The following is a 22,271-nucleotide window of genomic DNA, read 5'->3' as shown; positions in this document are numbered from 1 at the left end:
GCTATTTTGTCGCCAGCTTCGAGGACTTCTGGGGTTTCATCTGCTGGGAGGCAAGTTGCAACTGGCCAACCTTGAGCGAGGGCGGGTCGCTCATGACCGACGAAATGATGCCGTTGATGGTACCCGTCGTCGTTCCTCCGATGTTGTTGTAGACGCCAACGACACGGGGTTCAATATGCGTCTTGCTGTCGTACAGCTTGGCCTTCATTGTGCCCATTGATTGAATGGCATTCTGGATCGAAGCGGCGCTGATGTCACTGGGAATGGGAAGCGCGGTCGAAATGTTCTCGCCCGTGATGCCGAGAGTTTGGACCACAAGCGTACCGGCCAATTCGTTGGCCTGCGCGGCTGCACCAATGGCGATTAGGTTGCCGAGGTTGATCTTGCCTTTCGTGGTATTGAGAATCGCTGTCAGCCGTAAACCGACGCCAATATAGACAGGCACGGAAACATCCGCCGAATTCGAATCCTTCACTATCGTGGCGATATACGAACCGTCTGAGCGGGTGGCACCTTTCTTCACAAACAGCGGGTGAGTGTTGGACTTCACGTAGTCCACGACAACGACATATCGACTATTCGCCGCGCTCAGGACCATCGGGCCGTAGGTGATATTCCCGTTGATATCGATCTTGCCGACGGCGATGCGCATCGTCTCGTCAGGCAGCGAGTTGAGAACGTCCTCGGGTGTTGGCTTCTTAGACCCACTCCACTCGACGGTGACTGGAGTGGGGTCAAGCGGATGGTACCCATAAGACGTGGCGTCAGTCGCGGCCGCGGCTTCGGCAGCCGTTCGTGGCACCGGTGCTGCTTCGGCGGCCGGGATTGCGTCTACTCGAAACGATGTTGAAAGCGGTTGAGTGACCAGGCCCGAAGGAGCCGAGCAACCGGAGAGAGTCACATACACGGCTGATGCCACAAGACCCAAGGATGCTTTCGAACATCCCCTCCTGATATTGATATTCATTGTTATTCCCCTGCTATGTGGTTTTGTGATTTTTTGTTCTACTTCTGACAATAGGCTACTCGCGGTACGGGAGCTCTGCAATCAGGGAACCCCATCGAGATCGGTCATATGCAACGCAGATCTCGTCCAGAAAACGTTCGTTTCCGAGACATGCATCGATAGTCTTTGCGCCCACCCACCGCATAAGTGCCCGACGACTTAGAACTCGTCTTAGAAACAATGTTCGCCCATCGGGGAGCTATGCTCCTTCCGACAAACTATCGAGCGAATCGGACATTTGAGCATGAATCCAGCCATCGCGGAAGAATTCTGGCTAGATTGGAACAGAGCCCTCTGATCGGTTGGTTCTCGTATGTAGCCCATTGACTCGACAAGGCTAGGTGCCCGATCGCACTTGCTGGCGAGGCGGCCGCCTGCATTGGCAATGGAGCATCGTCCTACATCGGCACTACAGCGATGCGCGACTGCCGATTTATCGTCTGAATATATACCGTCTCGCCAAATAAAATTTTTCGCCATTCAGCATTGATTCAAAATTTGTCCTAGATTTTGCACTAGCAATCTTCAATTTATTTTACAAAAAACCTCACCAAAAACGCAAAGCCGGAGGAGTCATGAATTTCCTTCAATTCTTTCAAGATGGAGCCGGACGATTCTCTGCAACCCGCCTTGCTTTTCTTGCGTGGGCGTTCGGAGCTTTATCAATTTCCTCCTACGTCGCTATATCAAGCCCTCCACATGAGTTTAAGCTGGAAGGGTCGATCATTACTCTTCTCGGAATTCTTATGACGGGGAAGGTCGTGCAAAGTTTTAGCCCCGGTGACCAAGACCCATCGACGTCTGCGTCTCAGCTAACCCAACCTGTCGCCCCCTGCCCTACCTGCCCCTTGCGGAATGCACTGGGTGGCCCAGTAGCGCCGGTCGCGCCTGTCGCACCAGTTGTCCCTGTTGTTGCCGGCGAGTAATCCGATACAGAGACCGTGCATTCTCAGTAACTTGCGAACCGGGCACGCGCGGGCGCAGTCCGGCTGCCAAGGTGTGGCGCTTTAACCCCTGTTCGATCTCTTTGAGGAGAGAAATAATGGGAACCGGTGACGCAAAACTAACACGGGCATCAATTACCTTCTATACTCATAACGATAACAAAGATCACGATACCGTTCTAAACGTATTGGTAAAAAACAAGATCAGCATGTTTCTGAGCGAGGATCTAGCGAAAGGAGAGAATCTAGGCGGCGATATGGAATTTAGCGATCCGTCCACTAATCAATTCGATCTTGCATTACTCTCAACCACAACGACCATTGCCGATCTGAATGTCCCCGTCATTAGTATCCATATCCAACCCAACGGCAACGACCGGTGGATTTTTGACTATACGCTGTCACTCTGTTTCGACAATGGCAAGACGTTTTCGTCGTCGGAGAACGGAATCGTCCTCGATCAAGACAATCGAGAGCACAATGGCGTGTTCCAAGGGTAAGCCGACGTTCGACGCCAGTGCTGTCACGCTTCACCGTTTCCTAAGGCCATAGGCCGGCGTGCTAGTCGTTCCGCCGGCCCCAAATAGCGTCTGCGTATTCCTCAAGCCTCCGGCCTTCACCCATGTAGTCGACCATTTCCGCGATGGATTCGATTACGAGGCTCGATATGGGAACGCCGGGACCGTCGCGGAGGCGATGGTTCAGCGAGACATACTTCACCGCCGCGGATGGTGTACGCAGCACGACGCCCACGGGATTGCGCGCCAACGTCCCGCCAGAGCGGTTGAAGCAGATCGCCCTCTGCGTGATCGTCCTCAATAACGGTCATGCCGCCGTCGGTGTCAACGAGGGGCCGGTCTCTCCCGAGAATTTTGACGCTGAAATGGCCCGGGGAATTGCTCGCGAGAAGGCGATCGACCAAATCTGGCCGGTCCTCAGCTAGTCGCGCGCCGATACATGTCGTCACGCCTCGTGCTCCGCACCCGCCCGGCGCGCGTCGAACCCGACGTCCTTCTCTCCCCCATCCGGCACCCGTGAACGAGCAGGTGCCGCTGCGCGCGCACGCCTGTTGAAATACCGGCGCCGCGCCTCATCTGAATCTCCGGCGCGCGCGTCCCCCCCGCGCGCGGTGCCCGGCACGCGCACGCGACGTCTGGCACACTGACGATTCGCGCGCGGCCGCCCGCGCGCTCGCACCCCATTTCAACGCTCCAATGGACGTCACAGCCACCCGCCCCGCCCACGCGCTCGACGTGTTCCACCCGGCCGTCGCCGCGTGGTTCCGCCGCACGTTTGCCGCGCCGACCGGCGCGCAGGCACTCGCTTGGCCGCACATCAAGGCCGGCCGGTCGACGCTCGTCGCCGCACCGACCGGCTCCGGCAAGACGCTCACCGCGTTCCTGTGCGCGCTCGACGACCTCGTGCGCGATGCGCTCGCGCACGACGGCGCGCTGCCCGACGCGACGCTCGTCGTCTATGTGTCGCCGCTGAAGGCGCTGTCGAACGACATCCACGTGAACCTCGACGCGCCGCTCGCCGGCATCGCCGACTCGCTCGCGCAGCTCGGCCTGCCGGTGCCGGCGATCCGCACCGCCGTGCGCACCGGCGACACCACGCAGGCCGAACGCGCGGCGCTGCGCAAGCGCGCGCCGCACATCCTCGTGACGACGCCCGAGTCGCTGTACGTGCTGCTGTCGTCCACGTCGGGGCGGCAGATGCTGTCGAACGTGCGTTCGGTGATCGTCGACGAGATCCACGCGCTTGCGTCGTCCAAGCGCGGCAGCCATCTCACGTTGTCGCTCGAACGCCTCGACGCGTTGACGGGCCGCGCGTTGCCGCGCATCGGGTTGTCGGCCACGCAGAAACCGATCGACGCGGTCGCGCGCTTCCTGGTCGGCGGCCCGGCCGATGCACCGCGCGAATGCACGATCGTCGACACCGGTCACACGCGCGAACGCGACCTCGCGCTCGAACTGCCGAACGTGCCGCTCGAGCCGGTGATGGCGACCGACGTGTGGGAACAGGTGTACGACCGGATCGCCGCGCTTGCCGCCGCGCATCGCACGACGCTCGTGTTCGTGAACACGCGGCGCACCGCGGAACGCATGGCGCGCCATCTCGCCGACCGTCTCGGCAAGGACGCGATCGCCGCCCACCACGGCAGTCTCGCGAAGGAGCATCGCTTCGACGCCGAACAGCGGCTCAAGCGCGGCGAGCTGAAGCTGCTCGTCGCGACCGCGTCGCTCGAACTCGGCATCGACATCGGCGACGTCGATCTCGTGTGCCAGGTCGGTTCGCCGCGCGGGATCGCACCGTTCCTGCAGCGCGTCGGCCGCTCGGGGCACCATGTCGGCGGCGTGCCGAAGGGCCGCCTGTTCCCGCTGTCGCGCGACGAGCTGGTCGAATGCGCGGCGCTGCTCGATTGCGTGCAACGCGGCGAGCTCGACGCGTTGCGGATTCCCGAGGCACCGCTCGACGTGCTCGCGCAGCAGATCGTCGCCGAAGTCGCCTGCGCGGAATGGCAGGAGGACGCGCTGTACGCGAGCTTCACGCGCGCGGCGCCCTACGCGCGCCTGTCGCGCGAACGCTTCGACGACGTGATGAAGATGCTCGCCGAAGGCTTCACGAGCCGCCGCGGCGTGCGCGGTGCGTACCTGCATCGCGACGTGGTCGGCGGCACGGTGCGCGGGCGCCGCAACGCGATGATGACCGCGACGACGTCGGGCGGCACGATTCCCGACATGGCCGACTACGCGGTGCTGCTCGAACCGCAGGGTATCCAGGTCGGCACCGTCAACGAGGATTTCGCGGTCGAGAGCCTCGCGGGCGACGTGTTCCAGCTCGGCAATCAGTCGTACCGGATCATTCGCGTGGAAACCGGCCGTGTTCGCGTCGAGGACGCGCAAGGTCAAGCGCCGGGCATTCCGTTCTGGCTCGGCGAGGGGCTCGGGCGCAGCGACGAGCTGTCGGCGGCGGTCGGCCGGCTGCGGGCGCGGCTCGACGGGCTGTTCGCCGAAGGCGACCGGCACACGGCGGCGGCCGAACCGAAGCGCGCAGGCGGCGACACGGCTGGCAAGTCGGGCACGCGCGGCAAAACCAGGAAGGCGGCCGAAGCCGACACCGCGACCGATTCGCGAAGCGATCCCGCCGGCACCGCGATCGCCCCGCCCGCAAGCCGCCTTGCGCCGGCGCTGCGCTGGCTCGTCGACGATCTCCGCCTGTCGCCCGATGCGGCCCGCCAGATCGCCGACTACCTCGCGCGCACGCGCGCGGCGCTCGGCGCCCTGCCGACGCAGGACACGCTCGTGATGGAGCGCTTCTTCGACGAATCGGGCGGCACGCAGCTGGTGATCCATTCGCCGTTCGGCAGCCGTATCAACCGCGCGTGGGGGCTCGCGCTGCGCAAGCGCTTCTGCCGCACGTTCAACTTCGAGCTGCAGGCCGCCGCGACCGACGACGCGATCATTCTTTCGCTGTCGCTCGCGCACAGCTTCGCGCTCGACGAAGTGTGGCGCTACCTGCGCTCGGCGAGCGCCGAGCACGTGCTGGTGCAGGCGCTGCTCGACGCGCCGATGTTCGGCGTGCGCTGGCGCTGGAACGCGACGACCTCGCTCGCGCTGCCGCGCTTCACCGGCGGCCGGCGCACCGCGCCGCAACTGCAGCGGATGAAGAGCGACGACCTGCTCGCGACCGTGTTCCCCGACCAGGTCGCATGCGTCGAGAACGTCGTCGGCGAACGCGAGATCCCGCACCATCCGCTCGTCGACCAGACGCTCGACGATTGCCTGCACGACGCGATGGATACCGACGGCTGGCTCGCGCTGCTGCGCCGGATCGAAAGCGGCGCGATCGAACTGATCGCGCGCGACCTGCCCGCGCCGTCGCCGCTCGCGGCCGAGATCCTCAACGCGAAGCCCTATGCGTTCCTCGACGACGCGCCGCTCGAGGAGCGCCGCACGCAGGCCGTGCAGTCGCGCCGCTGGAGCGATCCCGAATCGGCCGACGATCTCGGCGCGCTCGACGCCGATGCCATCGATGCGGTGCGCGACGAAGCGTGGCCGCTCGTACGCGATGCCGACGAAATGCACGACGCCCTGCTCACGCTCGCGTGCGTCGCCGACGGCGAAGCGCACGCGCACGAAGGCTGGCCCGAACGGCTCGCGGAACTGGCCGAGCGCCGTCGTGCGACGCAACTCGTCACGCCGGACGGCGCCGTGCTGTGGGTGCCGGTCGAACGGCTGGTCTGCATGCGCGCGCTGCATCCCGACGCACGCGTCGCGCCTGCGCTGAAGGTGCCGGCCGCTTGCGCGCAACCCTGGGAAGCCGATGCCGCGCTCGTCGACGTGATCCGCGCGCGGCTCACCGGCTTCGGGCCATCGACGCTCGACGCCATCGCGCGGCCGCTCGGCCTGCCGTCCGCGGCGATCGCGACCGCGCTCGCCGCACTGGAGCGCGAAGGCTACGTGATGCATGGCCGCTTCACGCCGGGCGCCACGACCGACGAATGGTGCGAACGCCACCTGCTCGCGCGCATTCATCGCTACACGGTCAAGCGGCTGCGCCGCGAGATCGAACCGGTCGAGCGCGCCGATTTCATGCGCTTCCTGTTCCACTGGCAGCACCTGACGCCCGATACGCGCGGCACGGGCCGCGACGCGCTCGCGGCCGTCGTCGAGCAGCTCGAAGGCTACGAAGCCGCGGCGAGCGCATGGGAAGACGCGCTGCTGCCCGCGCGCCTGACCGACTACACGGCCGGCGGCCTCGACGAGCTGTGCCGCTCGGGCAAACTCGTGTGGACCCGCATCGGCGCGCCGGCGCGCGCGGCCGGCACGCCCGTGAAAACGACGCCGGTCGTGCTGCTGCCGCGCCGCCACCTCGGCGCATGGCAGGCGCTGCGCGACCCGGACGCGCAGCCGGCGCTATCCGCGCGTGCGACGCAGGTGCGCGATGCACTTGCCGCACACGGCGCGATGTTCTTCGACGCACTGCTCGACGAACTGCACATGCTGCCGGTCGAACTCGAGCAGGCGCTCGGCGAACTCGTGTCGGCCGGCCTCGTGAATGCGGACAGCTTCGCCGGATTGCGCGCGCTGTTGAAGCCCGCGGTCAAGCGCAGCGCGACCTATGCGCCGCGCACGCGGCGCGGTGGCGCACTGATCGGCGGGATGGACGACGCCGGCCGCTGGGCGCTCGTGCAACGCATGTCGGCGCCGGACGATGCGCCAACCCCGGCACCGAAGCGCGGTGCGCCCGCGACCGATCCCGATGCGCTCGAACACATCGCGTGGACGCTGCTGCGCCGCTATGGCGTGGTGTTCTGGCGGCTGCTCGAACGCGAAGCCGACTGGCTGCCGAGCTGGCGCGAACTCGTGCGGGTGCTGCAACGTCTCGAAGCGCGCGGCGAGATTCGCGGCGGCCGCTTCGTCGCGGGGCTCGCGGGCGAGCAGTTCGCGCTGCCGGAAGCGATCCCGGTCCTGCGCGAGCTGCGTCGTCAACCGGGCGACGGCCAGTACGTGTGCGTGACGGGCGCCGATCCGCTGAACCTTGCCGGCACGCTGCTGCCCGGCGACAAGGTGCCCGCGCTGGCCGGCAATTGCGTGCTGTTCCGCGACGGCGTGCCGGTCGCGTCGCTCGTGGCGGGCACGTTCCATTACGCGCCCGAGCTGCCGCCTGCCGCGCGCGAGGATGCGCGCCTGCGGCTCGCACGCCGCCACTGACTCCTGACATCGGCTGACACACGGCACATCGCGGACTACTGAACGCCGCGCGGCAGCACCGCGTACGTTCGGGTAGCATCGAACGATTCATTGCGCGCCCGAGCGTGACCATAACGAGCCTTCAGGAGACTGCCTTTCATGCCCTCGCATGCCGATTCGCCCGCCGTTCATCACGCGGGCTCGCTGACGATTTTCCAGGGCGCCGCGCTGTATATCGGCGCGGTGCTCGGCACCGGCGTCATTGCGTTGCCCGCGCTCGCGGCCGAGGTTGCAGGCCCTGCGTCGCTGCTGGCGTGGGCCGCGCTCGTCGTGCTGTCGGGGCCGCTTGCCGCCACCTTCGCCGCACTCGGCGCGCGCTATCCGGACGCGGGCGGCGTATCGACCTACGCGCGACGCGCATTCGGGCCGAAGGCCGCGGCAATCGTCGGCTGGTGTTTCTATTTCGCGGTGCCGGCCGGCGCGCCGGCCGCCGCGATGTTCGGCGGCGCGTACGTCGCCGCCGTCACGGGCGGCGGACACGTCACGGTGATCGTCACGGCTGCCGCGCTGATCGCCACGGTGTCGGCCGCGAATGCGTTCGGCGTCACGGTGTCGGGCCGCATGCAGCTCGTGCTGTCGGCGCTGCTCGTCACGCTGCTGCTGGCCGCCGTGCTCGCGTCCGCGCCGCATGCGAGCACGGTGAACCTGCATCCGTTCGCGCCGCATGGCTGGCTCGCGGTCGGCCAGGCTGCCGCACTGCTCGTGTGGAGCTTCGCGGGCTGGGAAGCGATCACGCACCTCGCGGCAGAGTTCCGCCGGCCCGCGCACGACATGCCGCGCTCGGCCGGGATCGCGGTCGTGGTCGTCGGCTTTCTGTATCTGTCGGTCGCGGCCGCGAGCGTCACGGTGCTCGGGCCTTCGGCCGGCGCGTCGGGTGCGCCGCTCGCGGAACTGATCGCGGGCGGCATCGGCGGTCACGCGCAGGTGCTGGCGGCAGCGGCCGCGCTGCTGCTCACGCTCGGCACGATGAATGCGTATTTCGCGGGCGCGGCGAAGCTCGGCGCAGCGCTCGGGCGCGACGGCGCGCTGCCTGCGTGGCTCGCACAAGGCAGCCAGGTCGGCGGCGTGCCGCGCCGAAGTCTTGGCGTGATCGCGGTGCTGGCCGTCGTCGCGCTGGCCGCGACGACGCTCTCGGACGTCGGTCCGAAGCCGCTCGTGCTCGTCACGTCCGGATGCTTCGTGATGGTGTACGGACTCGGCGCGGCGGCCGCGCTGAAACTGCTGCCGCGCGGCGGCATCGCATATCGCTGCGCGTGGATTTCGCTGGTCGCTGTCGCCGGGCTGTTCCTGACGACAGGGTGGTTCATCTTGTGCCCGCTGCTGCTTGCTGGCGGTGCGCTGCTTTATCTGCGGATGGCCGGGCGACGCACGTGAACGCGTGCCGGCGCCCGTGTGCGGACGAGCAAACATGCGCTCGCCGCGCTGCGCCGGCCCGCCGCGAACCGGCCGCGCACCGCTGCGCCGCGGGCGTCAGGCCGGCACCAGTTCGAAGCTGAGCCGCTTGCCGAGTGCGGTGGCCGCGCTCGCGAGCGTCGCGAGCGTGAGGCTCGTGTCGGTTTCGTCGAGCAGCCGGTTGAGCGCGGCGCGGCTGGTCTTCATCCGCGCGGCCATCGCGGTCTTCGTAATGTGCTGCGCCTTCATTTCCTGGCCGATCTGCCACGCGATCACGCGCTTGATCGCGGTGGCGGTGGCCGCTTCGAGATGGCCTTCGTCCTCGAGGAAGCTGTCGAAATCGCTGCCGATATGCGGGTTGTTCGTGGTCGTCATGGGTACTCCAGTGCATGGCGTGGCCGGCCGGCACATCGCCGATCGCATGTGCCGGCGCAGCCGGAGGAATTCAGATGGCGCGCGTCAGCGCTTTCAGCCGCGCGACGGTCACGTCGAGATCGTCGGACGGCGTGGCCTGCGACTGCTTGAAGAACGCGTGCAGCAGCACCATCGTGTCGCCGACGACCGTGAACAGCACGCGCGCGCTTCGCTGCGGCAACATCACGCGGATTTCCCACAGATCCTGCGACATCTTCCGGACCAGCGGCATGCCGAGCGGCCAGCCGAGTTGAACGGTCTTGATCTCTTCGCCGATCACCCTGCGCTCGACCTGCCCGAGCGCCTTGAGCCATTCGCGCACCGGCTCGTTGCCACGCGCGGTGCGGAAGAACCGCACGTCGAGCGTGGCCTGAATCTGCTGTCTCGCCATCGTCGTGTCATCGAGTGTATCAAAAACGGTACGATACGCCAAGCACGACGACACCCGCTACTGACCGAATGGCTAACGAATGACGGTGAAAGAGCGGCAGCCGGACGTCATCCGTCCACGCCCTGCCCGGCGTCTCGACGCTGGCGGCGAGCCGGCTTGCGCGCGCCACGGGGGGCGCGATGGGCGTGCGCATCGCCGAACCGCGCCTGCGCGATGTCGCGCACGGCGTCGATCAGCGTCCGGGCGACGGGAGACGGTTGCGCATCGGTGCGCAGCACGAGCCCGACCGGCTCGTCGGTGCCCGCGGACGGCAGCGGCAGCCGCGCGAGCGCGCCGGCCGACAAGTCGTATTCGGCCGCATAGAGCGGCACGAACCAGACTGCGTCGTTCTCGAGCGTGAGCGCACGCGCGACCGACACCGACAGCACCTCGATGAACGAATCCAGCGGCGGCGCGCCGCACGCGCCGAGCAGCTGCTCGGCCGACTGGCGGATCAGCGTGCCGAACGGCGGCAGCACGACCGGATAGCGCGCGAGCTCGGCGGCCGGCGCGGCACTCGCCAGCAGCGGATGGCCGGCGCGCACGACCGCGACGAGCGGTTCGTTGTACAGCTGCTCGAACGCGAGCCCGATCATCCGTTCCGGCTCCGACAGGCGCCCGATCGCGCATTCGATCGCCCCTGCCTTCAGACGCTCCAGCAGCTCGGTATTGGCAGCCGTCGCGATCCGCACCACGATGCGCGGCCAGCGTGCGGTCAGCGCCTTCATCAGCGCGGGCGCGAGCGATGCCGCGACCGTCGGCAGCATGCCGATTTCGAGCGTCGCCGCGGCCGCGCCGCCTTCGCGCGCGAGCAGCCCGACACCCTGCCGCAGCGCCAGCACGCACGCGTTCGCGTGCGGGATGAACAGTTGGGCTTCGCGGGTCGGCTGCGCGCCGTGCCGCCCGCGTTCGAACAATTTCACGCCGAGGATCGACTCCAGTTCGGCGATCGTCTTCGACACGGCCGGCTGCGTGATCGACAGGCTTTCGGCCGCCTTCTGCACGCCGCCCAACTGCGCGACCGCGAGAAAACACTGCAGGTGCCGGAATTTGACGCGGCCGTCGGCGATACGGTTATTCATAACGGGCGGTTATGCGAATGGTGATATCACGCCATTTTGCATAACTTTCCGGAAAGGCCCAAGCATTCGGCGCGACGTCACGCATGACGCCGCAGCGCATGGAATCCGGTCGCCGGGCAGCAGCGCGATCACGCCGCCTGTCCGGCGGATTTTCATGAGCGCCGCCAAACATAACGAACGGTTATGCGATTCGCGAAAAAAGGTCATTTTGCATAACTTTCCGGATTGGCTAAAGTCTTGCCATCCACTTCGCGAAATACCTGACAGGAGACGCCCGATGGATTCCCCCACGATCCTCACGCCGCGCGACTGGCCGTCGCATCCCGCGTATATCCACCCCGAGTACGGTTCGTCGGTCAAGCGCGGCCCGACCCGCCCGCTGATCCCGCTGAAGGAAAAGCTGCGCGACCAGTACGTGCCCGTCTACGGCACCGACGATCTCGGCGCGCTCGACCACGACCTGACGAAGAACGCCGTGAAGAACGGCGAACCGCTCGGCGAGCGCATCGTCGTCACCGGCCGCGTGCTCGACGAAGGCGGCAAGCCCGTGCGCAACACGCTCGTCGAGGTATGGCAGGCGAACGCGGCCGGCCGCTACGTGCACAAGGTCGACCAGCACGACGCGCCGCTCGACCCGAACTTCCTCGGCGCAGGCCGCTGCATGACCGACGCCGAAGGCCGCTACCGCTTCCTGACGATCAAGCCCGGCGCGTATCCGTGGGGCAACCATCCGAACGCATGGCGCCCGAATCACATCCACTTCTCGCTGTTCGGCGACTACTTCGGCTCGCGCCTCGTCACGCAGATGTACTTCCCCGGCGATCCGCTGCTCGCGTACGACCCGATCTTCCAGGGCACGCCGGAAGCGGCGCGTGACCGCCTGATCTCGCGCTTCTCGATGGACATCACCGAAGAAGGCTATGCGCTCGGCTACGAATTCGACATCGTGCTGCGCGGCCGCGACGCCACCCCGATGGAGCGCTGAACCATGACGACGCTGAAGCAAACCCCTTCGCAGACGGTCGGCCCGTACTTCGCGTACGGCCTGTGCCCGCAGCAATACGACTACGACCTGAAGAGCCTGTTCACGCCGGCGATCGCCACGCCCGACGCCGAAGGCGAGCACGTGCTGCTGGTCGGACAGGTGTTCGACGGCGACGGCAACGTCGTCGGCGACGCGGTGCTCGAATTCACGCAGGTGGACGGCGTGGGCCGCTATCCCGCGTCGCGCGACGACATCGCGAAGTCCGGCTTCACGGGCTTCGCACGCGTCGGCACGGGCACCGATGCGCAGCACCGCTTCGTTGTCCAGACGGTCAAGCCGGGCCGCGCGGCCGCCGACGAAGCGCCGCACATCAACGTGACGGTGATGATGCGCGGGATCCTGACCCACGCGTTCACCCGCGTGTATTTCGACGACGAAGCCGCGGCGAACGCGGCCGATCCGGTGCTGAACCTCGTGCCGGCCGAACGCCGCGCAACGCTCGTCGCGAAGCGCGACGCGCAACCGGGCCGGCCCGTCGTGTACCGCTTCGACATCCGCATGCAGGGGCCGGACGAGACCGTGTTCTTCGACGTGTGACCCGCGTGCCGACGCACGCCGGCTGCCCGCACCGAACCGCCGTGTGGCGCGATACCGACAGGCATCGCGTCGTGCGGCGGTTTTCGCTTTGGTGCCGCCACATTCGATGCCGTGCCGCAGCACGCCCGATCGGGACGGCCGACGCCCTTGGTTGACTGCTCCCGCCTCCGGCATCAAACGCGCGATTGAAACGCATGCTGCGACAGCACATGAATCGTCGGGCCCGCACGATATCGTTTGCGCGTTACACGGCGTATGCTTTGCTATCCGCCCGACACCGACTGGATTGAATCGGAACAGGCAACAATTTCACCCGCAATGCGCGAACACTGCCCCGCTGCCTGAGCGCGCATTTTTTCTGACCGAGTGCCTTCAAGCGCGTCTGACCGAAACCTGGCAGACGCGTTTTTTTCGTCCGCGACCGGAGCACGCCGCCGCACTCGCTGCAGCCTCCGTTCCGGCTAGCGGCGAACCTCCAGATACCGGCTCGGCGTTTCGCCGAGGATGCGGCGAAACGCCGACGTAAAGGCGCTCGCGCTCGCATAGCCCAGATCGAACGCGACCCGCGTCACCGGCTGCCCGTCGCTCAGGCGGGTAATCGCCGCCAGCATGCAGACCTGCTGACGCCAGGCGGCGAAACTCACGCCGGTCTGCGCGCGGAACAGCCGCGTAAACGTGCGCCGGCTCACGCCCGCGTCGGTCGCCACCTGGTCGAGATCGGCGGCGATCGACGGCGACGCGAACAGATGCCGGCAGATCTTCGCGAGGCGCGCGTCGGCCGGCAGCGGCGCGTGCAGCGACAGCCGCGGCATCGTCGCGATTTCCGCGACCAGCAGCGCCATCAGCTTGCCCGCTCGGCCGTCGACGTCGTACATCGCCGGCAGGTCGATCGCATCGTCGATCAGTTGCCGCAGGAGCGGCGACACGCCGTACACGCCGCACTGGTCCGGCAGCCCCGCGGCCTCGGCCGTGTCGTCCGACACGAACGTGTTGAGCATCGTGACCGGCCCGGTCATCGTCATTTCGTGCCGCACGCCGGCCGGCACCCAGCACGCGCGCTGCGGCGGCACCAGCCAGCGGCCGTGCGGCGTCGACACGCTGATCGTGCCGCGCGACGCGAACGCGAACTGCCCGCGCCGGTGCGCGTGCTCCGGAAACGTCGTGCCCGCCGCGTACTCGTTGGCGGTCACCACGACGCTACGGGGAATGTCTTCGTAGGGATCCAGCAGCGTATTTCTCAAGGCCCGAATTCCATCATGAATGACCCGATATCGAAGGCGGGTCACCTTCGATCGGTCTACGATCCGCTCCACGCTTGCGCGACCGGATGGCCGCAAGACCCGACGGCCGAATCGGCCGGATAGCGACTTCTTCGGAGCGGAGATGCCCAATACGTTTCATCGCGTGGGGGACGGCCCCCACCCTGTTCTCGTGCTGCACGGCTGGTTCGGCGACGCGCGTGCGTTCGAGCCCGTCGAGACGTGGCTGTCGCACGAACGCTTCACCTATGTGTTCATGGACTACCGCGGCTACGGCGGCATGCGCGGCGCGCACGGCGCGTACTCGATCGCCGAAATCGCCGCCGACACGCTCGCCCTCGCCGACGCGCTCGGCTGGCGTACGTTCAGCCTCGTCGGCCACTCGATGGGCGGCATGGCGATCGAGAAGGTCGCCGCCATGGCGCCCGACCGGGTGCGCGCGCTGGTGCCGATCGCGCCGGTGCCGTGCGGCGGCCTGCCGTTCGACGCCGCGCGACGCGCGCTATTCGAACGCGCCGCCGACCACCTCGCCGATCGCCGCACCATCATCGATCGCAGCACCGGCGACCGGTTGCCCGCCGCCTGGGTCGAGTGGAAAGCCGCGTATTCGGCATCCTGTTCGTCGCCGCACGCGTTCGGCGCGTACTTCCGCGCGTGGGCCGACACGGATTTCAGCGACGACATCACGGGCCACCATCCGGTGAAGGTGCTGATCGGCGAGCACGACCCGGCGTTCGACGCGGCGCTGATGGCGCGCACCTATCTGCGGCGCTATCCGCGCGCAACCGTCGACGTGCTGCGCAATGCCGGTCATTACCCGATGAACGAAACCCCGCTCGCGCTGGTCGCCGCGATGGAAGCATTCCTGCTCGACACGGCGGCAGACCGCGCGCCCGGTGCATGACGTGCCGCGCACCGACGGCATCCGGTCGGCACGCATCACCGCAACATGAACGACATGGCCGACAGGCTGTTCAGCGTGCGCACCACGTGCTCGACCGACGGCCCGTCGAAGCGCAGCGTCACCGCATCGACCCGCTCGAGCGACGGCAGCACGCAGAACAGATCGGCGAGCGCAGCCGTCTGCACGCGCAGCGTGCAAGCGGCCGGCGCGGGCCGGTGCGCTGTCGCGCGCCAGCCGGACGACAGCGCATGTACGACCGTTTCGCGTGCGGCGGTCGCGATGCGCGCGCAGGACGCGGCCGGCGTGAGCGTGTCGCCGCTCGATGCGCCGCCGGCCGTCTTGACCGTCTCGAAACGCGCGTCCGGAAACAGCGGCCGGGTTTCCTCGGCGAATACGTCGTCGCCCGACGCCAGCGCGACGTGCGCGCCGTATTCGCGCGCCAGCGCGCCGTACAGCCCGGCTTCGCCGAGTTCGACGCCGTTCAGCCAAACCTGCGTGAACGCGAAGCTGTTGATGGTGTGTGCAAGCACGCCGCGCGTCTGCGACTTCGCATGAAAGCCGATCATGAACACGAGGTCGGGCTGCTGCTCGAGGCCCGCCATCATCCCCAGCGTGCGCGGCTTGCCGAGCACGACGCGGGCGCGGGCATCGAGCCCGTCGGGCAACAGATTGCGGAAGCCGCCGTGCGAATCGTTGACCCAGACGGCCTTCGCGCCGCCGGCGAACGCGCCTTCGATCGCCGCGTTCGCCTCGGCGGTCATCCAGCGGCGCGCGCGTTCGTATTCCGGATTGCCGGCACGCGTCTGCTCGAGGGCGAACACGCCGGCGACACCCTCGATGTCGGTCGAGATCAGAATCTTCATGAATGGCTCGGACGTCCTTCGTTGCCTGCGTTGAATAACCGCTCGAGATCGGGCACCGCATCGCGCAGCGATTGCCGTACGTGGCCGTCGCGGCCGGTCACGGTCACGGCCTGCAGCAGCGCGTCGGCGATCGCGTGCTCGACGCTTTCGGCCGCGGCCATGAACAGCGGGTCGAGCGCCGCATCGGCCACGAGGGCCGGCAGCGCGACGGTCGACGCATCGTGCGCGATCGTGTACGCGGTGGAAAAGGCGAGCGCAATGTCGCCGCTGCCATGTCCGTAGACCGAGCCGGTGCGGGCGAGCCCCGCGCCCGCGCGGCGCGCGAGCCGCGACAGTTGCCGCGCGTCGAGCGGCGCATCGGTCGCGAGCAGCAGGATGATCGAGCCTTGCTCGGGCGGCGCCGCGTGCGTCGGCTTAGCGTCGGCGGCGGCACGCCGCTGCGCGACGATCCGTCCGACCGGCACGCCGCCGAACATCAGCATCGGCAGCCGGCCGAAATTCGCGAGCACGAGCGCGCCGACCGTATACGGCCTGCCGGCCGCGACGGCCACGCGCGACGCGGAGCCGATCCCGCCCTTCAGGTCGAAACACGACATCCCGCGCCCGGCGCCTGCCGCGCCACGTGCGAAATCTCGCGCCGCGGTATTGCAGGCTTCGTCGTAATGCGCGGCCGTCACCGCGAACGCCTGGATGTCGTTCAGATAGCCGTCGTTGCACTCGAACACGAGCGGGTTGACGGTCGGCCAGTCGCGGCCGATTTGCGGGTTCTCCGCGACCGCCGCGCGAATCTGCGCCTGCGCCACCGCGCCGACGCCGAACGTGTTGGTCAGCGCGATCGGCGTTTCGAGCGTGCCCAGTTCGTCGACCTGCACGAGCCCGACGCTCTTGCCGAAGCCGTTGATCACGGCCGCGCCGGCCGGCACCTTGCTGCGGTACAGGTCGCCCGGGTGCGGCTTCACGACGGTGACGCCCGTCTGCACGTCGCCCGCATCGAGCGTCGCATGGCCGACCGTCACGCCCGGCACGTCGGCGATCGTGCCGCGCGGCCCGGCCGGCAGCGTCGCGGCCCACATGGGCACGGCTCGCATCAGCGCCGCTCCAGCTTCGGGTCGAGCGCGTCGCGCAGCCCGTCGCCGAGCAGGTTGAACGCGAGCACGGTCAGGAAGATCGCGAGGCTCGGGAAGATCGCGACGTGCGGCGCGGTCACCATGTCCGCGCGCGCCTCGTTGAGCATCGCGCCCCACTCCGGCGTCGGCGGCTGCGCGCCGAGCCCGAGGAACGACAGGCTCGCGGCCGTGATGATCGACGTGCCGATCCGCATCGTGAAGTAGACGACGACCGACGATACGGTGCCCGGCAGGATGTGCCGCATGATGATCGTCCAGTCGGACGCGCCGATGCTGCGCGCGGCTTCCACGTAGGTCATGTGCTTGAGCATCAGCGTGTTGCCGCGCACGAGCCGCGCGAACGCCGGAATGCTGAAGATCGCGACCGCGCAGATCACGTTGACCATCCCGTTGCCGAGGATCGCGACCACGCCGATCGCGAGCAGGATCCCCGGGAACGCGAACAGCACGTCGGCCACGCGCATCGTGATGCGGTCCCACCAGCCTTCGTAGTAGCCGGCGAGCAGCCCGAAGAACGTGCCGATGAGCGCGCCGAGCGCGACCGAGAAGAAGCCGGCCGCGAGCGAGATGCGCGTGCCGGTCACGATCCGGCTGAAGATGTCGCGGCCGAGCGAGTCGACGCCGAACCAGTGCACGGCCGACGGCCCCGCGTTCAGCGCGTCGTAGTCGAAATAATTCTCCGGATCGAACGGCACGATGTGCGGGCCGACGAAGGCCAGCACGACGAGCGCGAGCACGAAGCCGCCGGCGACCAGCGCGACGGTCTGCTTGCGGAACTTGCGCCAGAATTCACGCCACGGCGTGCGGATCGTGTTCGATGCGGCCGGTGCCGCGGGCTGGACAGTCGCGTTCATGCTGGCCTCACGCTCACTTGAACCGGATGGTCGGGTTGATGACCGCGTACAGCACGTCGACGGTCAGGTTGATCAGGATGAACTCGAGCGAGAACAGCAGCACGATCGCCTGGATCACCGGGTAGTCGCGCATCGTGACCGCATCGACCAGCAGGCGCCCGAGCCCCGGCCAGTTGAACACGGCCTCGACGACGATCGAGCCGCCGAGCAGGAAGCCGAATTGCAGCCCCATCATCGTGACGACCGGGATCATCGCATTGCGCAGGCAGTGCTTGAGCACCACCAGCGGCTCGTGCACGCCCTTCGCGCGCGCGGTGCGCACGTAGTCCTCGTTGAGCACCTCGACGAATGACGCGCGCGTGAAACGCGCCATCACGGCCGCGACCGCGGCGCCGAGCGTCAGCGACGGCAGCACGTAGCTCTTCCACGTGCCGTCCGGCACGACCGGCAGCCAGCCGAGCTTCACCGAGAAGATCTCCATCAGCAGCATGCCGAGTGCGAACGCCGGAAACGAGATGCCCGACACCGCGATCGTCATCCCGAGGCGGTCGGGCCAGCGGTTGCGCCATACCGCCGACGCGATCCCGATCGCCATCCCGAACGCCGTCGCCCACACCATGCTGACGAGCGTGAGCAGCAGCGTCGGCATGAAGCGCTCGCCGATCTCGGTCGACACCGGCCGCTTGCTGCGCGTCGACGTGCCGAAATCGCCGTGCGCGATCTTCACGAAGAAGTTCGCGAACTGCGCGGGCAGCGGCCGGTCGAGCCCGAGATCGGCACGCACCAGCGCGACCGTCGCGTCGTCGGCTTCGGGGCCGGCCGCGAGCCGCGCCGGGTCGCCCGGCAGCAGGTGCACGAACAGGAACACCAGCACCGCGACGATCGCGAGCGTGGGCAGCAGGCCGAACAGGCGTTTGACGAGAAAATTCAGCATGGGACACCGATCGAATCAGCGCGCCGGCAGCTTGCGCCGCCGGCGCCGGACAGCAGGCGAGCTGCCGTCATTTCACCGAGATTTCGTCGAAGTTGAACGAACCGTCCGGCATCACGTACATGCCGTGCAGGCGCTTGCTGCGCGCGTAGACGATCTTCTCCTGCACCAGGAAGATCCACGGCGCGTCGGCCCACACCAGCTTCTGCGCGTCGGCGTACAGCGCGGCCTTCTTCGCGTTGTCGGTCGTCTCGAGCGCCTTCGCGAGATCGTCGTCGACGGCACCGTTCTTGTAGTACGCGGTGTTGTAGAGCTTCGGCGGCGCCGACGTGGACGCGAGCAGCGGCGACAGCGCCCAGTTCGCCTCGCCCGTCGAGGCCGACCAGCCGCTGTAGTACATCCGCACCGGCGCCGCCGCCGGATCCTGCGCGCTCTCGACCTTCGCGACCCGCTCGCCGGCCTCGAGCGCCTGCACCTGCACCTTCACGCCGACCTGCGCGAGCTGCTGCTGGACGAACTGGATCAGCTTCTGCGCCGTCGAATGGTTGTACGCGGACCAGAGCGTCGACTCGAAGCCGTTCGGATAACCGGCCTCCTTCAGCAGCGCGCGCGCCTTCGCCGGATCGTACGGCCAGGGCCCGAGCTTGGTCGCGTATTCGACGCCGACCGGGGCGACGCCCGTCTGCGGCGTCGCGTAGCCGGCGAACACGACCTTTGCGAGCGCCTCCTTGTTGACCGCGTAGTTCAGCGCTTCACGCACCTTCGGATTGTCGAACGGCTTCTTCTGCGTATTCAGCGAGATGTAGCGCTGGATGATCGACGGCCGCTCGATCAGCTCGACCTTCGGATTGCTCTTCAGGTCGGCCGCCTGCTCGAACGGAATCGTGAACGCGAAATCCGCCTCGCCGGTCTTGAGCAGCGCGGCGCGCGTGTTGTTGTCGACCACCGGCTTCCAGTCGATCGAATCGACCTTCGGATAGCCCTTCTTCCAGTAGCCGGCAAACTTCTTCACCTTCATGTCGTCGGTCTGCTTCCATTCGACGAACTCGAACGGGCCCGTGCCGACCGGATGCAGCGACACGTCGCGCCCCCACTTCTTCAGCGCGGCCGGCGAGATCATCACCGCCGACGGGTGCGCGAGCGTGTTGATGAACGCGGAGAACGGCTCGCGCAGCGTGAAGCGCACCGTCATCGGATCGACCACCTCGGTCTTCTCGATCACGCGGAACAGCCCGTAGCGCTTCAGCTTGTTCGCCGGATCGGTCACGCGGTCGAAGTTCGCCTTCACCGCGTCGGCGTTGAAGTCGGTGCCGTCGTGGAACTTCACGCCCGGGCGCAGCTTGACCGTGTAGACCTTCGCATCGGGCGACGCCTGGTAGCTCGTCGCGAGCACGTTCACGAGCTTCATATCCTTGTCGAAGCCGAACAGCCCTTCGTAGAACGACTTCACGACGGCCTGCGATACCGTGTCGTTCGCGTCGTACGGATCCATCGTCGTGAACGTCGAGTACACGGCGACCACGACGTTCTGCTGCGCGAACGCGGGCGCGGCGACCGACAGCGCGAGCGCGCCTGCCCCCGCGGCGAACAGCGCGCGCGGGCGGAACATCGGGAACGAATGCGGCTTGTTCATTTTGTCTGGCTCCTGTGGATGATTCGGTAACGCGTGGTGGAAATCGCGGCGCGACTGCATCCGCTCCGGGAAGTGACGCCGTTGCCTGGCGCGTGCGCAGCTACGGTCCATATGCGCCTCGCCGCGCGATCAATACGCGCCGCCGACGCGATGCGTCGCGACGTAGTGATCGGGGCCGACCGCGACGAGCGGTGCGACGATCGGCTCGTCGCCGACCGCGCGGATCGGGCTCGGAATCTCGTCCGCCGCGAGCTGGCGCGGCGCATGCCGGCGTGCCGGGTCGGCCACCGGCACCGCGCTCATCAGCTTCCTCGTGTACGGATGCTGCGGCGCCTCGAACACCGCGCGGCGCGGGCCGATCTCGACGATCTGGCCGAGATACATCACCGCGACCCGATGGCTGACGCGCTCGACGACGGCCATGTCGTGCGAGATGAACAGATACGCGACGCCGAGCTCGCGCTGCAGGTCGAGCATCAGGTTCACGATCTGCGCCTGCACCGACACGTCGAGCGCGGACACCGATTCGTCGGCGATCACGACCTTCGGATTCAGCGCGAGCGCGCGCGCGATGGCGATCCGCTGGCGCTGGCCGCCCGAGAATTCGTGCGGATAGCGGCGCGCGGCCTCCGGCGGCAGGCCGACCTTGTCGAGCAGCCAGTCGACGCGCGCCTGCGCTTCGCGGCCGCTCGCGACACCGTGCACGAGCAGCGGCTCCATGATCGAGAAACCGACCGTCAGGCGCGGGTTCAGCGACGCGAACGGATCCTGGAAGATGAACTGGATGTTCCGGCGCAGCGCCTGCAGGTCCTGGCCCTTCAGCGCGCTGATATCGCGGCCGTCGAATTCGATCGAGCCGCTCTGCGATTCGACGAGGCGCAGCAGCGAGCGGCCGGTGGTCGACTTGCCGCAGCCCGATTCGCCGACGAGCGCCAGCGTCTCGCCCGCGCGCAGCTCGAAGCTCACGCGCTCGACCGCATGCACGTATTGCGACACGCGGCCGAACACGCCGCTCTTCACCGGAAACCGCGTGACGAGATCGCGCACGCGCAGGATCGGCGGCGTGGCCGGATCGACGCGCGGCTGCCCGGCGGCGGGGACCGCGGCGACATCGTTCGCATCGTTCGCATCGGCCGCATCATTCGCATCGTTCGCGGCAGGCGCCGGCGCGGCCGCGCTCGCGCCGTCCACCTTCAGCAGCGGAAATTTCTCGGGGATATCGGTGCCGTGCATCGAGCCGAGCCGCGGCACGGCCGCGAGCAGCGCACGCGTGTAGCGATGCGCGGGCGTCGCGAAAATGCGCTCGGACTCGCCCTCCTCGACCTTCTCGCCGCGATACATCACCAGCACGCGATCGGCCACTTCGGCCACCACGCCCATGTCGTGCGTGATGAAGATCACGCCCATGTTCATTTCGTCCTGCAGGCCGCGGATCAGTTGCAGGATCTGCGCCTGGATCGTCACGTCGAGCGCGGTCGTCGGTTCGTCGGCGATCAGCAGCGCGGGCCGGCACGACAGCGCCATCGCGATCATCACGCGCTGCCGCATCCCGCCGGACAACTGGTGCGGAAAGCGCGCGAACACGCGGCGCGCCTCCGGAATGCGCACGAGATCGAGCAGCCGCAACGCTTCCGCGCGCGCTTCGGTCGCGCTCTTCGACTGGTGCAGCGCGATCGCCTCGCTGATCTGGTCGCCGACCGTAAACACCGGGTTCAGCGACGTCATCGGCTCCTGGAAGATCATCGCGATGTCCGCGCCGCGGATCCCGCGCATCGTCGCCGCACTCGCCTGCGCGAGGTCGACGAGCGCGCCGCCGCGGCGCCGCAACGCGATCCGGCCGCTCGTGATCTCGCCGCCGCCGTGCTCGACGAGCCGCATCAGCGCGAGCGACGTGACCGACTTGCCGGAGCCCGATTCGCCGACGATCGCGAGCGTCTCGCCGCGATCGACGTGAAACGACACGTTGCGTACCGCGTCGAACGTCGCGTTCTCTCGTCGGAACATCACCGACAGGTCGTCGACGGCGACCACGCGCTGTTCCGGCAGCACCAGCGCGGACGGGGTTCGGCTCGAAGTCATGCGAAGGTCTCCTCG

Annotated in this window: 18 protein-coding genes; 7 read left to right on the top strand and 11 right to left on the bottom strand. The window is 67.4% G+C overall.

Annotated elements, in window-relative coordinates:
- Position 1 precedes the first annotated feature (1 nt).
- Complete coding sequence (locus tag U4012_RS00375; RefSeq protein ID WP_321795200.1) at positions 2–967, bottom strand: hypothetical protein; 966 nt, start codon at positions 965–967, stop codon at positions 2–4.
- A 1,081-nt stretch (positions 968–2,048) separates the two neighbouring features.
- Here U4012_RS00375 and U4012_RS00370 point away from each other — a divergent pair.
- The 4 genes from U4012_RS00370 (at position 2,049) to U4012_RS00355 (ending at position 9,080) form a co-directional block, all read left to right on the top strand.
- Positions 2,049–2,450: a hypothetical protein gene (locus tag U4012_RS00370; protein ID WP_321795198.1), complete on the top strand. Its 402-nt coding sequence runs from the start codon at positions 2,049–2,051 to the stop codon at positions 2,448–2,450.
- Positions 2,451–2,593: 143 nt separating this feature from the next.
- Positions 2,594–2,893, top strand: coding sequence for a Gp49 family protein (locus U4012_RS00365; RefSeq protein WP_321795196.1), 300 nt, complete (start codon positions 2,594–2,596; stop codon positions 2,891–2,893).
- A gap of 271 nt (positions 2,894–3,164) precedes the next feature.
- Positions 3,165–7,667 (top strand): DEAD/DEAH box helicase, encoded by a 4,503-nt coding sequence (locus tag U4012_RS00360; protein WP_321795194.1) that lies wholly within the window; start codon positions 3,165–3,167, stop codon positions 7,665–7,667.
- A gap of 138 nt (positions 7,668–7,805) precedes the next feature.
- On the top strand, positions 7,806–9,080 hold the full coding sequence (locus U4012_RS00355; RefSeq protein ID WP_124484993.1) for an APC family permease: 1,275 nt from the start codon (positions 7,806–7,808) through the stop codon (positions 9,078–9,080).
- 96 nt (positions 9,081–9,176) lie between these two features.
- On the opposite strand, the gene U4012_RS00350 is transcribed toward U4012_RS00355, so the two are convergent.
- The 3 genes from U4012_RS00350 to pcaQ form a co-directional block, all read right to left on the bottom strand.
- A complete protein-coding gene (locus U4012_RS00350) occupies positions 9,177–9,473 on the bottom strand; it encodes an XRE family transcriptional regulator (RefSeq protein WP_044842919.1) in 297 nt (98 codons plus the stop codon).
- Between the two features lie 70 nt (positions 9,474–9,543).
- The gene (locus tag U4012_RS00345; protein ID WP_321795189.1) at positions 9,544–9,903 is read right to left on the bottom strand and encodes a type II toxin-antitoxin system RelE/ParE family toxin; all 360 of its coding nucleotides are present in this window, start codon (positions 9,901–9,903) and stop codon (positions 9,544–9,546) included.
- 107 nt (positions 9,904–10,010) lie between these two features.
- Complete coding sequence (gene pcaQ, locus U4012_RS00340; protein WP_321795187.1) at positions 10,011–11,024, bottom strand: pca operon transcription factor PcaQ; 1,014 nt, start codon at positions 11,022–11,024, stop codon at positions 10,011–10,013.
- A gap of 277 nt (positions 11,025–11,301) precedes the next feature.
- Here pcaQ and pcaH point away from each other — a divergent pair, with 277 nt between their 5' ends.
- Both pcaH and pcaG read left to right on the top strand, forming a co-directional pair.
- Positions 11,302–12,009 carry a protocatechuate 3,4-dioxygenase subunit beta gene (pcaH, locus tag U4012_RS00335; protein ID WP_321795185.1) on the top strand — a complete coding sequence of 236 codons (708 nt, stop codon included), beginning with the start codon at positions 11,302–11,304 and terminating at the stop codon, positions 12,007–12,009.
- 3 nt (positions 12,010–12,012) lie between these two features.
- Entirely contained in the window at positions 12,013–12,606 is a 594-nt protein-coding gene (pcaG, locus tag U4012_RS00330; RefSeq protein ID WP_321795183.1) for a protocatechuate 3,4-dioxygenase subunit alpha, read from the top strand.
- Between the two features lie 461 nt (positions 12,607–13,067).
- On the opposite strand, the gene U4012_RS00325 is transcribed toward pcaG, so the two are convergent.
- On the bottom strand, positions 13,068–13,847 hold the full coding sequence (locus U4012_RS00325; protein WP_321795181.1) for a helix-turn-helix transcriptional regulator: 780 nt from the start codon (positions 13,845–13,847) through the stop codon (positions 13,068–13,070).
- A gap of 142 nt (positions 13,848–13,989) precedes the next feature.
- Here U4012_RS00325 and U4012_RS00320 point away from each other — a divergent pair, with 142 nt between their 5' ends.
- Positions 13,990–14,769 carry an alpha/beta hydrolase gene (locus U4012_RS00320; protein ID WP_321795972.1) on the top strand — a complete coding sequence of 260 codons (780 nt, stop codon included), beginning with the start codon at positions 13,990–13,992 and terminating at the stop codon, positions 14,767–14,769.
- A 35-nt stretch (positions 14,770–14,804) separates the two neighbouring features.
- Here U4012_RS00320 and U4012_RS00315 read toward each other — a convergent pair whose 3' ends face one another.
- From U4012_RS00315 to U4012_RS00290, 6 genes are all read right to left on the bottom strand, one after another.
- The gene (locus tag U4012_RS00315; RefSeq protein ID WP_321795179.1) at positions 14,805–15,632 is read right to left on the bottom strand and encodes a M55 family metallopeptidase; all 828 of its coding nucleotides are present in this window, start codon (positions 15,630–15,632) and stop codon (positions 14,805–14,807) included.
- A complete protein-coding gene (locus tag U4012_RS00310; protein ID WP_321795178.1) occupies positions 15,629–16,720 on the bottom strand; it encodes a P1 family peptidase in 1,092 nt (363 codons plus the stop codon). The genes U4012_RS00315 and U4012_RS00310 overlap by 4 nt, the downstream gene beginning before the upstream one ends.
- Complete coding sequence (gene gsiD, locus U4012_RS00305) at positions 16,720–17,613, bottom strand: glutathione ABC transporter permease GsiD (protein WP_044842910.1); 894 nt, start codon at positions 17,611–17,613, stop codon at positions 16,720–16,722. Before gsiD ends, U4012_RS00310 begins: the two co-directional genes overlap by 1 nt.
- Before the next feature lie 13 nt (positions 17,614–17,626).
- On the bottom strand, positions 17,627–18,547 hold the full coding sequence (gene gsiC / locus U4012_RS00300; protein ID WP_044842909.1) for a glutathione ABC transporter permease GsiC: 921 nt from the start codon (positions 18,545–18,547) through the stop codon (positions 17,627–17,629).
- Positions 18,548–18,614: 67 nt separating this feature from the next.
- On the bottom strand, positions 18,615–20,177 hold the full coding sequence (gene gsiB / locus U4012_RS00295) for a glutathione ABC transporter substrate-binding protein GsiB (protein WP_044842908.1): 1,563 nt from the start codon (positions 20,175–20,177) through the stop codon (positions 18,615–18,617).
- 129 nt (positions 20,178–20,306) lie between these two features.
- Entirely contained in the window at positions 20,307–22,256 is a 1,950-nt protein-coding gene (locus tag U4012_RS00290; protein WP_321795176.1) for a dipeptide ABC transporter ATP-binding protein, read from the bottom strand.
- Between the last annotated feature and the right edge of the window lie 15 nt (positions 22,257–22,271).

This window comes from Burkholderia sp. BCC1988 (genome assembly GCF_905339895.1).
In the GTDB taxonomy this organism is placed as follows: Bacteria; Pseudomonadota; Gammaproteobacteria; order Burkholderiales; family Burkholderiaceae; genus Burkholderia.
This window is presented reverse-complemented; position numbering and strand designations above follow the sequence as displayed.

Excerpts from the sequence above, each read along its gene's own strand:
- U4012_RS00375 (WP_321795200.1), bottom strand. The coding sequence starts at position 967 with ATGAATATCAATATCAGGAGGGGATGTTCGAAAGCATCCTTGGGTCTT.
- U4012_RS00370 (WP_321795198.1), top strand. The coding sequence starts at position 2,049 with ATGGGAACCGGTGACGCAAAACTAACACGGGCATCAATTACCTTCTAT.
- U4012_RS00365 (WP_321795196.1), top strand. The coding sequence starts at position 2,594 with ATGGATTCGATTACGAGGCTCGATATGGGAACGCCGGGACCGTCGCGG.
- U4012_RS00360 (WP_321795194.1), top strand. The coding sequence starts at position 3,165 with ATGGACGTCACAGCCACCCGCCCCGCCCACGCGCTCGACGTGTTCCAC.
- U4012_RS00355 (WP_124484993.1), top strand. The coding sequence starts at position 7,806 with ATGCCCTCGCATGCCGATTCGCCCGCCGTTCATCACGCGGGCTCGCTG.
- U4012_RS00350 (WP_044842919.1), bottom strand. The coding sequence starts at position 9,473 with ATGACGACCACGAACAACCCGCATATCGGCAGCGATTTCGACAGCTTC.
- U4012_RS00345 (WP_321795189.1), bottom strand. The coding sequence starts at position 9,903 with ATGGCGAGACAGCAGATTCAGGCCACGCTCGACGTGCGGTTCTTCCGC.
- pcaQ (WP_321795187.1), bottom strand. The coding sequence starts at position 11,024 with ATGAATAACCGTATCGCCGACGGCCGCGTCAAATTCCGGCACCTGCAG.
- pcaH (WP_321795185.1), top strand. The coding sequence starts at position 11,302 with ATGGATTCCCCCACGATCCTCACGCCGCGCGACTGGCCGTCGCATCCC.
- pcaG (WP_321795183.1), top strand. The coding sequence starts at position 12,013 with ATGACGACGCTGAAGCAAACCCCTTCGCAGACGGTCGGCCCGTACTTC.
- U4012_RS00320 (WP_321795972.1), top strand. The coding sequence starts at position 13,990 with ATGCCCAATACGTTTCATCGCGTGGGGGACGGCCCCCACCCTGTTCTC.
- U4012_RS00315 (WP_321795179.1), bottom strand. The coding sequence starts at position 15,632 with ATGAAGATTCTGATCTCGACCGACATCGAGGGTGTCGCCGGCGTGTTC.
- U4012_RS00310 (WP_321795178.1), bottom strand. The coding sequence starts at position 16,720 with ATGCGAGCCGTGCCCATGTGGGCCGCGACGCTGCCGGCCGGGCCGCGC.
- gsiD (WP_044842910.1), bottom strand. The coding sequence starts at position 17,613 with ATGAACGCGACTGTCCAGCCCGCGGCACCGGCCGCATCGAACACGATC.
- gsiC (WP_044842909.1), bottom strand. The coding sequence starts at position 18,547 with ATGCTGAATTTTCTCGTCAAACGCCTGTTCGGCCTGCTGCCCACGCTC.
- gsiB (WP_044842908.1), bottom strand. The coding sequence starts at position 20,177 with ATGAACAAGCCGCATTCGTTCCCGATGTTCCGCCCGCGCGCGCTGTTC.
- U4012_RS00290 (WP_321795176.1), bottom strand. The coding sequence starts at position 22,256 with ATGACTTCGAGCCGAACCCCGTCCGCGCTGGTGCTGCCGGAACAGCGC.